Source organism: Arthrobacter sp. NicSoilB8 (genome assembly GCF_019977355.1).
Classification (GTDB): Bacteria; Actinomycetota; Actinomycetes; order Actinomycetales; family Micrococcaceae; genus Arthrobacter.
Window position 1 is genome coordinate 3,936,886 of record NZ_AP024655.1, and the last position, 13,336, is coordinate 3,950,221.

14 protein-coding genes are annotated in these 13,336 nt (G+C 67.3%); 3 read left to right on the forward strand and 11 right to left on the reverse strand.

The features are described from left to right. Window positions 1-102: 102 nt before the first annotated feature. The 5 genes from LDO15_RS17735 to LDO15_RS17755 all read right to left on the reverse strand — a co-directional run bounded on the left by LDO15_RS17735 (window position 103) and on the right by LDO15_RS17755 (window position 3,297). Window positions 103-630: a MarR family transcriptional regulator gene (locus tag LDO15_RS17735; protein ID WP_263428254.1), complete on the reverse strand. Its 528-nt coding sequence runs from the start codon at window positions 628-630 to the stop codon at window positions 103-105. 78 nt (window positions 631-708) lie between these two features. Then, window positions 709-1,644 (reverse strand): o-succinylbenzoate synthase, encoded by a 936-nt coding sequence (locus LDO15_RS17740; protein ID WP_263428403.1) that lies wholly within the window; start codon window positions 1,642-1,644, stop codon window positions 709-711. Between the two features lie 148 nt (window positions 1,645-1,792). Next, complete coding sequence (locus tag LDO15_RS17745; protein WP_223980611.1) at window positions 1,793-1,954, reverse strand: hypothetical protein; 162 nt, start codon at window positions 1,952-1,954, stop codon at window positions 1,793-1,795. Between the two features lie 3 nt (window positions 1,955-1,957). Then, window positions 1,958-2,776: a class E sortase gene (locus LDO15_RS17750; RefSeq protein ID WP_223980614.1), complete on the reverse strand. Its 819-nt coding sequence runs from the start codon at window positions 2,774-2,776 to the stop codon at window positions 1,958-1,960. Window positions 2,777-2,790: 14 nt separating this feature from the next. After that, complete coding sequence (locus LDO15_RS17755) at window positions 2,791-3,297, reverse strand: hypothetical protein (protein WP_223980617.1); 507 nt, start codon at window positions 3,295-3,297, stop codon at window positions 2,791-2,793. 134 nt (window positions 3,298-3,431) lie between these two features. Between LDO15_RS17755 and LDO15_RS17760 the strand changes: the two genes are divergently transcribed. After that, window positions 3,432-4,391 (forward strand): phosphatase PAP2 family protein, encoded by a 960-nt coding sequence (locus tag LDO15_RS17760; protein WP_223980621.1) that lies wholly within the window; start codon window positions 3,432-3,434, stop codon window positions 4,389-4,391. A gap of 118 nt (window positions 4,392-4,509) precedes the next feature. Here LDO15_RS17760 and LDO15_RS17765 read toward each other — a convergent pair whose 3' ends face one another. From LDO15_RS17765 to LDO15_RS17775, 3 genes are all read right to left on the reverse strand, one after another. After that, the gene (locus LDO15_RS17765; protein WP_223980624.1) at window positions 4,510-5,007 is read right to left on the reverse strand and encodes a hypothetical protein; all 498 of its coding nucleotides are present in this window, start codon (window positions 5,005-5,007) and stop codon (window positions 4,510-4,512) included. A 229-nt stretch (window positions 5,008-5,236) separates the two neighbouring features. Further along, window positions 5,237-6,451, reverse strand: coding sequence for an MFS transporter (locus LDO15_RS17770; RefSeq protein WP_223980627.1), 1,215 nt, complete (start codon window positions 6,449-6,451; stop codon window positions 5,237-5,239). Between the two features lie 429 nt (window positions 6,452-6,880). Continuing rightward, window positions 6,881-7,615: a GAF and ANTAR domain-containing protein gene (locus tag LDO15_RS17775; RefSeq protein WP_223980630.1), complete on the reverse strand. Its 735-nt coding sequence runs from the start codon at window positions 7,613-7,615 to the stop codon at window positions 6,881-6,883. Between the two features lie 114 nt (window positions 7,616-7,729). Here LDO15_RS17775 and LDO15_RS17780 point away from each other — a divergent pair, with 114 nt between their 5' ends. Both LDO15_RS17780 and LDO15_RS17785 read left to right on the forward strand, forming a co-directional pair. Next, window positions 7,730-8,026, forward strand: a complete 297-nt coding sequence (locus LDO15_RS17780) for a PqqD family protein (protein WP_223980632.1) — start codon at window positions 7,730-7,732, stop codon at window positions 8,024-8,026. Further along, window positions 8,026-8,922, forward strand: a complete 897-nt coding sequence (locus LDO15_RS17785) for a nucleotidyltransferase family protein (RefSeq protein WP_223980635.1) — start codon at window positions 8,026-8,028, stop codon at window positions 8,920-8,922. The genes LDO15_RS17780 and LDO15_RS17785 overlap by 1 nt, the downstream gene beginning before the upstream one ends. A gap of 130 nt (window positions 8,923-9,052) precedes the next feature. Here the strand turns inward: LDO15_RS17785 and LDO15_RS17790 are convergent, their stop codons facing one another. The 3 genes from LDO15_RS17790 to LDO15_RS17800 form a co-directional block, all read right to left on the reverse strand. Next, on the reverse strand, window positions 9,053-9,193 hold the full coding sequence (locus tag LDO15_RS17790) for a hypothetical protein (RefSeq protein ID WP_223980637.1): 141 nt from the start codon (window positions 9,191-9,193) through the stop codon (window positions 9,053-9,055). Window positions 9,194-9,611: 418 nt separating this feature from the next. Further along, the gene (locus tag LDO15_RS17795) at window positions 9,612-10,775 is read right to left on the reverse strand and encodes a MinD/ParA family protein (protein WP_346655999.1); all 1,164 of its coding nucleotides are present in this window, start codon (window positions 10,773-10,775) and stop codon (window positions 9,612-9,614) included. 697 nt (window positions 10,776-11,472) lie between these two features. Beyond that, entirely contained in the window at window positions 11,473-12,288 is an 816-nt protein-coding gene (locus LDO15_RS17800) for an MBL fold metallo-hydrolase (protein WP_223980641.1), read from the reverse strand. Window positions 12,289-13,336: the final 1,048 nt, after the last annotated feature.

Consider the following 13,336-nt stretch of genomic DNA (forward strand, 5'->3'; position numbering starts at 1 on the left):
ATGAAGTTCCGGTGAACTCCCGCGGCCGAACTCCCGCAACCAGACTCCCCGCCGTAACCCCCCGGCCGTAATCCCCCGGCCGGACTCCCCGGGCAGCCGAGCCTAGCTCTCCGCCTCGTCCGGGTCGCTGGCGGCAGCCATCAGCCGCTGGCCGATGCCTTCCAGGAATTCGGCGATCTGGGCAATGCTGTCCTCGGAGGACTTCTGGAGGAGGGCCGCGGCGGCTGCGGCGAAGTGGTCGTTGGCCCACTGCATCGCGTCGGTCCCCTCCGGGCTCAGGTGCAGGAGCACGCTGCGCCGGTCCGTGGGGTTGGGCTTGCGCACCATGAAGCCCTTGGATTCCAGCCGGTCCACCATGGCGGTGACCGAGCCGGTGGTGATGTTCAGTGCCTTGCCGAGGTCCTTGGGCGTGAGGCCGTCCACCTCGCCCACGAAGGCCATCGCGTTGATGTCGATCGTCCCGATCCCCAGCTTCTCGGCCAGCCGGATGCGGAGAGCATAGGTGCCCGTGTCCACCCGGCGCAGGCCCTGCACGATCCGGAGCAGCCCGTCCTTCTGGGCCACCGTCTGGCCCTCCGCAGGCCGTGCCGTGGCCGGCGCGTCAACTTGCCGGGGTACCGAGGTGGTCATCACGAATCTTCCGCTCCAAAGCTATGTTCGGCGGCTACTTCGCCGCGTCCGCATTCACTTTACTCTCATCCATGTCCGTCACCGGCTGGCCGACAGCACCGCGTGGACCCGGCGCAGGCGGTCCAGCCACCAGTCGCGGCGCTCCGGGGCGGCCGCGTATTCGGCCAGCAGCCCCGGATCGGCGGCGACCTCGCGGACCCGGATGGTGCCGTCGTCGGGCACCAGCGGGTCCCGGGTGACGTCGGCGGCGAGCAGGGACACGGTCCCCAGCCCGCAGGCATACGGCAGTTCGGGCAGGGCGGCGGCGAGCGCCAGTCCTGCCCGGATTCCCACGGAGGTGTCCAGGGCCGAGCTGACGACGGCGGGAAGCCCGGCTTGCGCCACGATGTCCAGGGCCCGCCGCACTCCCCCGAGCGGTGCCACCTTCACGACGATCAGGTCCGCCGCGCCGGCGCGGGCCACCTTGAGGGGATCGTCCTCCTTGCGCACGCTTTCGTCCGCGGCGATCAGCACCGGAACCCCGGCGGCCCGCAGCCGGCGGCGGACCTCGGCGAGCCCGGCAATGTCCGGCACGGGCTGTTCGGCGTATTCCAGCCCGACGGCGGCGAGCCGGGTCAGTGCCCCGACGGCGGCCGGGACGTCCCAGCCGCCGTTCGCGTCCACCCGGATTGCGGCGTCCGGGAGTGCCTCGCGGACCGCGGCCACCCGGGCGGCGTCGTCGTCGAGGCTCTGTCCGGGCTCGGCCACCTTGATTTTGACGGCGTCCACCCGGCCGAAGCGGGCCAGGATCTCCGGGACCCGGTCCGCGGCGACGGCGGGGACCGTGGCGTTGACCGGGATGCTGGTCCGCAGCGGCTCGGGAAAGCCCTGCCAGCCGGCCTCGATCGCGGCGGCGAGCCAGCGGGATGCTTCCTGGTCGCCGTACTCCGGGAAGGGGCAGAACTCGCCCCAGCCCAGCGGGCCGTCCAGCAGCAGGGCCTCGCGCTGGAGGATTCCGCGGAACTTCACCCGCATCGGCAGGCTCACCACGCGGGCGCCGGCGAGGAGTTCCTCCAGCGCGGGGAACCGGGGTTCCGCGCGGAGCTGGGGTTCCTCCGGACGAGACCCTGCCGGCTGCGGTGAAGACCCGGCCGGCGGCGGTGGAAGCGTGTTCATGCCTCGCTCAGTTCTGCCCGACTGTGGCGTCGGTCAGGTGCGTCACGTCGGCCAGCCAGGGAAACAGAAACTGGTCCAAGACAACCAGGACCCCCGCGAGGATCGCCAGGGACAGGAGGATCTTCAGCCACAGGGGCCCGGGCAGTTGCCGGAAAAGCCAAAGGTACATGGTCTAGCCCTTCCCCTGCAGTGCGGCGATCTGCTTCGCGATCGGCGCCGGCGGCCCGGCGCTGAGCGGCTGCCATGAATCGAAAACGGAGTACGCGATGATGCGCTCCTGGGCGCCGAAACGCGGGTTGCAGCTTGTCATGGTCAGGATCCGTTGCTGCGGCTCTGCGCCGGGTTGGGTCGGCACCCGCGCCAGGACATCCAACCGGTCCGGCAGGACGATCTCCTGGTTCCGGAAGACGTAGATGTAGAACCCGTCGGCGGTCTGGACATAGATCTTGTCCCCCGGCACCAGGGTGTGGATGTTGTCGAGCACCGCGCCGTGCGTCTGGCGGTGGCCGGCGACCGCGAAGTTCCCCACGGCCCCGGGCATGGCCGTCCCCGAGTAGCGGCCCAGGCCGAGCGTGTCCAGGACGTCCTGGCTGGTGCCCTCGATGATCGGCCGGCTGTAGTCGGCGCCGAACCGGGGAACGTAGATGACCCCGATCGCCTGTCCGTGGCCCGGCGCCTTGCCCACCGGCACGGCGCCGGCTCCCCCGGCGGCTCCCGCGGCGGATCCGCCGCCGGACCCGGGTGCCGGCGCGGCCGGGGCAGTCGCTGCGGGTGCCTGGTGCTGCTGCACGAACTGCTTCACGGCAGCCCCCTGGGCCGCGTCGGCTTCGACGTTGGTCCACCACAATTGCCAGGCGACGAAGAGCACGGCAATCACGCCGAGAGTGATCAGCAGTTCGCCCGCCACTTGGACAGCCAGCAGGGTTCGACGCCGGCGGGTGCGGTGAGTTTCCCGCGCAACCGTGGCGCGGCGGTTCAGTACGTTCGTCATGGCACTCCTGGTGACTACCGCTGGACGCTGCCGATGAAGCATCGCCCGTTCGGAAGAACCGGCAGGACTGACGATTCCACGGTCCCGGACCGGATCTGCGCCATGACGCAGTCGGTGCCGCTCAGCACGCCGACTTCCACGGCGTCGGCGTCCAGTCCGGTGGGTGTGCGGGAGGCGGAGACCTCCACTGCGGCCGGGGCGAACCCCGCCGCGGAAAGGCTCGCGCGGACTTGCTCGCGGCTCGGCTTCGGCGAGGACGCCAGCAGGGTCTGCAGGGCCGCTTCCACGGCATGGGGAACGCCGGAAGGAGCCGCAGTCGCGGACGGCGATGTCCCGGCCGGCGCCGCGGAGGGGGAACCCGCAGCCGCAGCCGGGGCCTCGCTCGCCGGCCCGGAGGACACGGTCGGGGAAGGGGCGGAACACGCGGACATGCCGATCACCAGCGGCAGGACCGCCGCGGCCAGTGCCACGGACCAGCGGCCGCGCGGGCGGCGGAGCTGGGCGGGGTCGCGGGAAGTCACCGGAATATCCTCCCATACCGGGTCCGGCGCACCGGCACCGCCGCGCACGCCGGCCGCACCCGGCCGCACCCGTTTAGCCCGCCGTGCAGCCGGCCTTCAGGCGGCTCGCAGAGTTCTGTGGGAGCCTGTTAGCGATGAGTTTTCGCCAGGAACGCACCAGCAACAGCCCGTCTTTGGGGTACACGGAGGCGGGGGGCAGCCCTGCCCCGGCAGGCCCGGACGGGACCCCCGGCAAGGGGACGGGCCCGGTCTTCCTGTTAGCCACGCTGGCCTGCCTGGCCGCACTCGCCGCCACGTATTTCGTCTTTGTCCGCACCACCACGGGACAGTTCATCGACGAATCGGCGCTCGTCGAGGCCGTGGCAATGAGCGGCACGGCCGGCAAGGCCGCGACGAAGCTCCTCGACTGGCTGCCCGCCCTGTCCGTGGTGATCTCCACCGTGGTGGTGCTCTTTGTCACCATCCTGCGGCGGCGCTGGGCCGCGGCCGGGATTGCCCTGGCGGCCTGCGTGGGCGCCAACGTGGCCACCCAGATCCTCAAGGACCTCGTGCCCGTCCGGCCGTACCGCGGGGTGGAGACGCTGGAGCTGAACTCGCTGCCGTCCGGCCACACCACCATGGCCGCCTCGGCCGCGGCCGCCGTGTTCCTTATGGTCTCGCCGCGCTGGCGGCCGCTGGCCGGATTCCTGGGCGGCAGCTTCGCCGTCGCCACCGGGGTGTCCACCCTCATCAACCAGTGGCACCGTCCGGCCGACGTCGTCGCGGCGTTCCTCGTGGTGGGGGCGTTCATGCTCCCTGCCGGCTGGCTGATTATCCGCACCGGCCCGCGCTGGAACGTCTGGGACGGTTTCGGGGAGCACTGGGCGGCGGCACGGCTGTGGCTCGCGCTGCCGGTCCTGGCGGGGCTCGCCTCCGCCGCGCTGGCCGGGTACTCGCTGCTGCAGACCGCTTCCGGCGCCGGACAGGACGGCAGCACCACCACGTACTTCTGGGCCGGGACCGCACTGATCGTGGTCGCCGGCTACCTCGCCACCGTGGCCGGCATCTGGCTGTTCGGGCATGCAGCCCGACGGCGGCGCGCACCCCTCCGCTGAATGATGCCGCTGACTGGTGCCGCTGGCTGCGGACGAGGCCGGGGCAGCGGAAAGGCAGCCGGGCACCCGACAGCCCGGGAGCCACCCAGGGCGCCCGGGCTGTCGGGGTCGGTGGTGGCTACTTGAGCAGGGCGCAGAGATCCACGGCTTTTCCTGCGCTGGCGTCCACGGAGATCACGTTATTGCCCGTGGGTGAGTCAACCTGGAGAACCAGCCGTCCGGTGTACTGGTAGGCCCCGGGCCCTCCGGCATCCGTGTGGAAGTAGATAAATCCGTTGTGGCCGGTGGCGGTGAACGTGTAGGTTCCGTCCGGGTTCTTGACGTACCTGCTCACGGAGCCGGAAGTCTTCACGGTGTACGACTTCCCGGTGGTTTCATTGGACCAGGTGAGCACGACCCCGGTGCCAACCTTGTAGAGGTTGCCGTTGTCGAAGTTGATTTCCCTGATCGTGCCTCCATTGGACGTGAGACCAAGGTCAAAGGTGACGCACGAGTCCGCGGCAGGTATGACAATCTTATTCGGGTCGGGGTCGGCTGCACCCGCGGGCGAAGCCGCTAGAAGTACGGCTGCCGTTGCAGCCAGGGGCACGAACCAGCGGGACGGTTTTCCAAACATGAGCATCTCCTCAAACCTTTGCGTCTGAACGCATCACCCATCCGGCGGAGACCATGCGCTGCAATAATCACGGGCGGACCCTGACGGCGGCATTCCTGCCGCCCCACGTAGGGCCGGCCTGAATGCACCGGCGCACTGGCCCGACCCTACTAAGCACACTTAGTCTTCGCCCGAGTAGCCGCTACTTGTTTTGTGGCTACCTGCGTATCGCCGCCGGGTCCGCCAGCGCTCAGTAGTTCCGGCGGTGCTTGAGCCGGGGAATGGTGACGGCGAAGACCGCGGCGGCGGCGAAGCCAATCACGCCGGTGGCAGCCACGCCTGCCCCGAGCGAGGCGACGGCGGTGACGCCGGAGAGCAGCACCGGGCCGCCGGTGGCCCCGGCGTCGGCCATGAACCGCCAGATGCCCAGGAACTGGCCGCGGCCGTTGTTGGGTGAGAAATCGGCCCCCAGCGTCATGTTCAGGCCCGAGCTGATGCCGTTGCCGAACCCGATCAGGAGCGCGGCGAGCAGCAGGCCCGCGAAGCCGCTGCTGAGCGGGATCAGCAGCATGGCCGTGCCCATGATGAGGGTCGAGGGAATGGCCACCCATTGCCGGCCCTTGCGGTCCATGAGCTTGCCGGCCGGATAAAACACGAGCATGTCGATGGCGCCGGACAGCCCGTAGATCAGGGACGCCTGCGTCGCGTCCATCCCGAGGTGCTCGGCCCAGAGCGGGATCACCACCTGCCGGGACGCGCGCAGCGCGCTGAGCAGCAGCACACCCATGCCGACCGTCAGGAAGACGCCCGCGTGGGACACGGCCACGCTGCGCAGCGTCGCCTGCCGGACGGGGCCGCCGTCGTCCGCCGCCGGCGCGGCCACGAGGTCCGGGATGGTCACCGACAGCACGGCGGCAGCTGCCATGGCCACGACGCCCACCCAGTAAGCGCCAGTGATGCCGGCGAACTGCATGACGGCGGCGCCGATGAAGGGGCCGATGAAGATGCCGATCCGGTTGACGCCGCCGAGCGTGGACAGGGCCCGTGCCCGGAGGATCACCGGCACGGCCTCGGTCAGGTACTTCTGCCGGGCCAGGCTGAAGACACTCGCGGCCATCCCGACGACGACCATGGCCGCCGCGAGCAGCCAGAGGCCCTCGGGCACCAGCGGTGCCAGTGCCGCGGCGGCGAGGGCGGCGGCGCTGGCCGCCGCTGCCCCGACGATGGCCCAGCGTTCGCCGAACTTCAGTGTGATGAGCGAGGCGGGCAGGTTAAAGAACCAGGAGCCAAGTCCGATCAGGGTGACCACCAGCGCGGCGACGGCCACGGAGGCGCCGAGGTCGCGGGCGGACAGTGCCACCACGGGCAGGATGGCGCCCTCGCCGATGCTAAACAGCAGGGCCGGGCCGAAGGCGGGGACGGCGATGCTGCTCAGGCTGAAGGGTGCGGTCTGTGTGGTGGTCATCCCCTTCATCCTAGGACGGCCCCCGGGCAGGGCCGTTCAGGCGCCGAAGTGCGTGGTCAACGCAACGCTCGGGTCCTACAGCTCCCTGGAGCCGGATAACCCAAGTTGTCGGCCCTAGAATTGACGGGCTAAAGCGAGGTAGACAACCGTGAACGTTACGGCAGCGAGGACAGCCAGCCCGGAAAGCTGCGCCAATCGCCAAGCACGCCGCTTTGAGTGGTACCGCAGGTCCTCAAGTGCATAAAGGTCGTTGCTGGTGCTCATCTGATCTCCCCAAACTCAGCGTCAAGCCGTTCCCGGCTGCGCGGGCATCTCACCCACGGACTAAGCCTGCGAGATTGGGAAGGCGCCGGGACAGGGTGGAGAGTACTTGTCTTCGCCCCACCGGACTACTTGTTTGATGAAGAAACCGATCCGGCGGCCGGGAGCTCAGGCATCGAAGTGCGTGCGGACTTCCCCGCCGGTGAGGCTCTTCAGGACACCGGCCGCGACGTCGCGGAGCTTCTGGTTCCGGTTGCTGGAGACCCGGGTGAGAATGGCCATGGCCTCGTCCTGGGAGCAGCGGTTCTGCGCCATGATGACTCCGCAGGCAAGGTCGATGGAGGTGCGGTGCTCCATGGCGGCCTGCAGGTCTTCGGCCCGGGACTGCGCGGTGCCGATCCGGACGGCCAGGCGCAGCGAGCGGCCGGCGAGGTCGGCGAAGCCGGAGGCCTCGGTGATGATGTCCTCGGTGAAGATCCCGGTGTCCGAGCCGAAGAAGTTCAGTGCGGCAATCGCGTCCTCGCCGATTTCCAGGGGCACGCCGAGGGTGCTGCGGCAGCCCTGCGCCGCGAGTTGCAGCTGGTAGGCCGGCCAGCGCGGATCGGCGTCAACGTCGGCCAGCAGGACAACGGACTTGGTCCGCAGCGCCGCGATGCACGGCCCGTCGCCGAGGCTTTGCTCGATGCGGTCCAGAATGACGGCCCGGGGGCTGCTCCCCGCCACCGTCATGGTCTTCTTGCGGCGCTGCAGCGTCACGCCGCATTCGATCTCCGCGCCGGCGGCGTGGCTGAGCGTAGCTGCGGAGAATTCAGCGAGGCGGCCAAGGAAGTCCTCAACGTTTTCGGTTCCCATCAGGAGGTCCTGCAGGTGCAGGGCGGCTTCGTTCCCCGCGCTGTTGGTCATGCCTAAATCTAAGGCGGTCACCGGCGCGAAACAACCTGGCAGCCGCGGTACCATGAAGCCTGGCGAGGGCCCCGCGTGATGCTTGAAGCCCTGACTAGTGTCGGTGGAGGTCTCATGACGGAACAGGTGTGGCGCGTCAGTGCCGACGTCGCCTGCGTCCACAGCGGCGACGGCGGCCGCGTCGCCGTCCTGCACCTGGAACAACAGGTCCCGGTCATCCTGGTCGGTCCAGCTGCCGCCGTGTGGAACGGCCTGGACGGGGTCCGGACCGAAACAGAGCTCATCCAGCGCCTTGCCGGCGAATACGACACCGAGGCCGGGGCGATCGAGGAGGACGTGATCCGACTGATCCGTTCCCTGAGCAGCAGCGGCATGATCACTGCGTCTCCGCGCGAGGACGGTGTTAGCTGATGGTCGGCGCAGAGACCCTGCACCAAGACGAAGCCGTCCTCCTGGCCACCGCCCTGGTGGACCACGTCGCGGCGTCAGCCGGTCTCCAGGCGCTGTTCATCAAGGGTCCGGCGGCCACCATGATGGGACTCCGCGGGCCTCACGTCTCCGCGGACGTGGACGTCCTGGTCCCCCCGGAGGACCTGGACAGAGTGGTTCAACTCCTGGGCGGAAGAGGCTGGCTCGAAAGGCCGTCCGGCGTGTCAGTCGTTCGCGAGTACCAGCACTCCAAAACCCTCTACCATCCGCAGTGGAACTGCGACATCGACATACACGATCGGTTTCCCGGGATGGAGGCCCCGCCCCGCAGCGCCTTCGACGCACTCTGGCGCGACCGGCAATACCTGCTCATGGCAACCAGGAGCGTGCCCGTTCCTTCCATTCCTGCAGCCGTAATCATTCAGGCTTTGCACAGCCTCCGGAACATGGGTGATCCACGCCATGTAGATGAGTACTTAGGGCTGCTCCAGCGCATCGGCGCCACTGTTCACCGTGACCTCGTGGATCTCAGCGCGGAGCTCCGAGCGACAGCAGCGCTGAAGCCGCTCCTCGATGATCTGGGCATGGCAAATCTCCCGATGCTGCCGGGGGCTGTCAGCGAGGAGTGGCGCTACCGTACTTCCGTACAAGGCACGGGGACTGCCTATCTGGTCGAGCTCATGGAAGGTCCCTGGCGAGCCAAGCCGCGTGTGCTGGCCCGCGCGATTTTCCCATCGCGGCAGAGCTTACGCCACGATAACCTCTACCTGGATGAATCCGTCGCCGGCCTCCTCAGAGCCCACCTTTCGCGATGGCGCCGCGGACTCGTTGGCCTGCCGACGGCAGCACGGAAGATCAGAGCTTCACGCCTGCGGTAGGGATCCCCTGTGCACAGCCATTCAGAGCTTTGCGACCAGCATCTCCCGGTTGGCTTGGCGACTCTCCGCACAGAACGGGGGCAATGCGAGCAGCTCGCCGCCGGCTAAGCCGAGCTCGTGCGCTAGAAATTCAGCTGACCGCAGATCCTGCCGCGACGACGAGGCCGTGGGCGAATTGCAGGTCGCCCCGCACGACGGCGTTCTGCGCGTGGCCATCCACGAGCGTGCGGATCCGAGGAAGCCTAGCTACTTCCAGCGATCGAATGGCCAACTACATCGCTGCGAGTGGAATCACTATGGGCAGCATCCAAGACATCCTGGACACTCGCCAGCGTCTTCCTTCGAACGTCTTGGAGATATGGTGCGGCCCAGAGCACTAAGGCCGATTGCAGGAAGCAAGATGATTCCGGCGGCGATGGACAAGCTGGTCCAAGCCGCATCCTGCACAATATCTGCAGTCCGACGTTCGGGCCGCGGGCGACGCCAGGGGCTGATGTACATCAGATTCGTCATGCTTGAGCCTACGAAGCAGCTATACCTGAACACCAGAGTAGTAGATACCTATCTCTAGGATCACGCAGCACTTGCCAGCTTCCTGTTTTGCGCCCATGCCCTACTGCACTCACGGGAGACCCCCACACGGGGAATCGCAGTGCTTTTCCACAGCTCTAGAGGATGGCGTGAAGCCTCTACTGGTACCCGTCCACAATTGCAGCCGCTATCTCGCGGTAGGCGCGTCGCGTTTCGGGGCGGAGCACGTCCAAGGTGACGAGGTCGCCGTCGGCCACGCCGCGGTCGTGCGGGACCGCGATCAGCTGGCGGCAGATGCCGGACAGGTGTTCCTCGATTGCGTCCTTGTCCACCCGGGAGGACACTTCGTCCTTGTCCGTGATGACCACGATCGCGTTCCGGGCCAGGTCCTCGTAGCCATGGCTGGCCAGCCAGTGCAGGGTGCTGCGGGCCCGTTTGGCGCCGCTGACGGCGTAGCCGGCCGCGATGATCAGGTTGTCCGCCGACTGCAGGATGCCGCTCATGGCGTTGTGCGTCACGCCCGTGCCGCAGTCGATCAGCGCCACCGAATAGTAGGCGGAGATAAGCCTGCGGATCCGCAGGTATTCCTCGGCCGTCAGCGAATCCGACACCTCGGGGTCCTGTTCGCCGGCAATGAGGTGGAGCCTGCCGGCATGATGCATGTAGCGGGCCAGTGCGGTGAGGGAGTCGACGGACTCGATGTTCTTGAGCAAGTCTGTAATGGTCCGAGGGCTCTGCTGCTGGTAGATCCCCTCACCGAGAGCGCGCTCCACGAGGTCGCCCGAATCGGGGTTGGCGTCAATCGCGCACGGCGGATCGCCGCGGAACTCGGCCAGGGTGAGCCCGACGCCCACCGTGGTGGAGGTCTTGCCGATGCCGCCCTTGAGGCTCAGCACGGCGGTGTTGTAGCTGCCCTGGAGCTGGCGGGAGATGCGCCGGGCCAGCTCGTCCTCTTCGCGCTGCCGGGCGCTCGGGCCAAGGTTCAGCCCGCCGCCGGTCAGCTTGTAGAGGGCGCCGCGGAAACCGCCCACCGGCCGGGGCTTCTGCTCGCGGACAAAGAGGCCCGGGGAACTGATGAAGTCCGGCACCGGGGCGTCGGCCAAGGCGGCCGCCCGGCCGGCCGAACGTGTGGAGCGGGGCGGCTGCGCGGGCACCGAAGGCGCTGCGCCGGGAGCGTCGGGCAATGCACCCGGCGCTCCGCCGGAGGGTGCGCGCGTGGGTGCAGCGGGCGCATCCGCCGCGGCGGCCGCTTCTGCCCATGAGCTGCTCGGAGCGGTACGTACAGATTGGCCGTCTGCTTCGTTGGGCGTGATGATGGGCATGGTTCCCGTCCAGGCATCGGAGCCGTCGGCACGGCGGTCACGCCGGCGCCGGAGATCCGGCTGCTCTACGTCCACCGTATCGTTGGCAGTTTTGGTGTCCACCGGTTCGGACATGTTTGTTCCCCCCAGGGATCACAGCGCAGGCCGCTGCGTTGCTTGTTTGAATTGGTCCAAATAGCAAGTCTAGGCGCAGAGGTGGTCTGCGCCGGACCAGCGGGGAGGGCAAGGCCGGGTTTGCTGACGGCAACCGACCGCGTCCGACGCTACAAGTCGGTTAGGGCCAACAGAACCACACAGCCGGTGGCGACCGTTAGGAGCGCCAAGCCCACGTAGGACCACCACCGGGGCCGCCTGCGATGGGGGTTGATGTCCACGTACGGCACTGTCATGACTCCCGGCGCTGAGGGATAGGGACTAGGATGGGCCCGCGCCTGGGGCGCCTGAGGCGAAGCAGCACGTAGAACACGGCCGAAAGAAACCCGAGGCTTCCCAACAGAATGCATAGGGCAAAGAAATAGCCGGGCAGAGTCATTGGTGAGACCTCCTGGAAGCAGCGGCATCATTGACGCGAGCCTTAGGATCCCCATCCTCCGGGCGAGCTGAGCGCTAGCGGGCTTAGACCCGGGTTGCGGGTCCCCACGAGGTTACTCACGAGTTACAAGCGTTGTCCACCCGGCGCGCCCGGAGGCCGCCAGCCTCAGCGGTGGGCGCGCGTGTCCTGGAGGCGCTTGATGAACCAGCGCGACTGCTCAGGCCCGTACGGCAGGATCGGGATGGCTTTCGTTGCATCGTCCGGGGTTTCACGGGTGGCCTGAATGGCCTGGCGGACCGCGGTGGTCATGGTGTTGGCCATGGTCTTGACGAACTGGTCGCTGCACGGCTCGCCGTGGCCGGGAATCAGGAACTCGTAGCGGTGCCGCAGCGCGGACAGGTGGCGGAGTGCGTCGGCCCAGTCCTCCGGGAAGGAATCCTCGAAGGACGGGTGGGAGCCCTGTTCCACGAGGTCGCCAGCGAAGAGCGTGCTGGCCGTGCCGACCAGGAGGTCGCCGTCGGTGTGTCCCCGGCCCAGATAGAACAAGGTGGCGGTCTGTCCGCCAAGGTCCACGAGGACCGGCTGGTCTTTCACGATCGCGTTGGGAACCACCAGCTCGACGTCAGCGCCCTCTCCGGCGGCCATCTCCGGCTCCGCCGGAGCCACGAACCGGCGCTGCTCGTCGCCATTCTCCTCTATTTCCGCGGCGCAGTTCTCGTGCGCCCAGAACTCCGTGACGCCGGCGCCGGCGAAGACCGCATTGCCGAAGAAATGGTCGTAGTGGGCGTGCGTGTTGACCACTACGAGGGGCAGCTGGGTCTTTTCACGAACTGCGGCCAGGATCTCACGTCCCTGCCGGGGGCCGCCACCGGTGTCGATCACCATGGCGCGCTCACTGCCGACCACCAGGCCCGTGTTGAGCAGAGAATCTTGAGTTGTCAGTACGTAGTTGTCCGGACCGACTTCGAGCCATCGTGACATTGAATCTCTCCGTATTTCCGACGCTTTTCCGGCGTTGTTGGTGCGCTGTACAAGCCTCGATTCTACCCGCGGAGCTGGCCGGAAGCTGGAAGCCGGCACTGCGCTGTGGGTTTGTCATTTCGCTCGGCGCCTGCACGGGTTCAGGGTGCGTCCGCACCGAAACTAGCTTTACAGTTCAGGCCGCCGTCGTAACCGAAGCGCAACTGGCAGCAGCCGGCGTACCCATAGTCGTATGAGGCCCGGCACCGACTTCGTTCCCGGCAATCCCATAATCCTTGGGGTTATCACCAGTGGGATCACTAAAGCGGGTCTGCTTGGGGAGTGGTGGACCTGTCTTCGAACGTGCATTCGTCGTTGTCTGACAGGCTGTCCGTGTCCGGGCCAAACCCAGCACTTCGGGGCCGCCGGACTGCATTCAGGTCCCTTCGATTGAACTTCACTATCGAAGAAAGTCCCATCGTAACGTCGAGGTAACATGTCAACGTCGCGCGGCCGAATTTTGGCTATAGCATGCAGTTGCTTGACAAGACAAACAACAAGCCGGCATTTATAGTGCCGATATGGGTAATTTAGGTCAACCGAAAACTGTACTAATTATCGGCGGCGCAGGCTGGAGCAACGTAGGGGACGACCTGATTGCCTCTTCACTCAAAAAGTGGATGCAAACGGAAGGTTGCCGGACGCAGATCGTCGGGGGTCCGCGGCCGAACCTCGAGGGGAGCCGGCATCTCACGATGGACGGGAGTCTGCCATCAAAACTAAGGCTCCTTTGGAACATTGCCCGGGCAGGTTATGTCCTAATCGGCGGTGGTGGCCTTCTGGACGATAGGGCTAAACTGTTCTACCGGCCATTCACGCGTGCAGCCCTTGCCTGCCGGCTGTTTCGAACCCCCTACGCGTTCGCAGGCATCGGTGTAGGGCCGATACAACTAGAGTCATCGAAGGCCTCATACCTTGCGGCCGCTCAAGGGGCACACAGAGTATACGTTCGCGATCAAGCATCAAAGGACCGGCTCCTAGACTGCGGAGTGAGCCGGCAGATAGATAT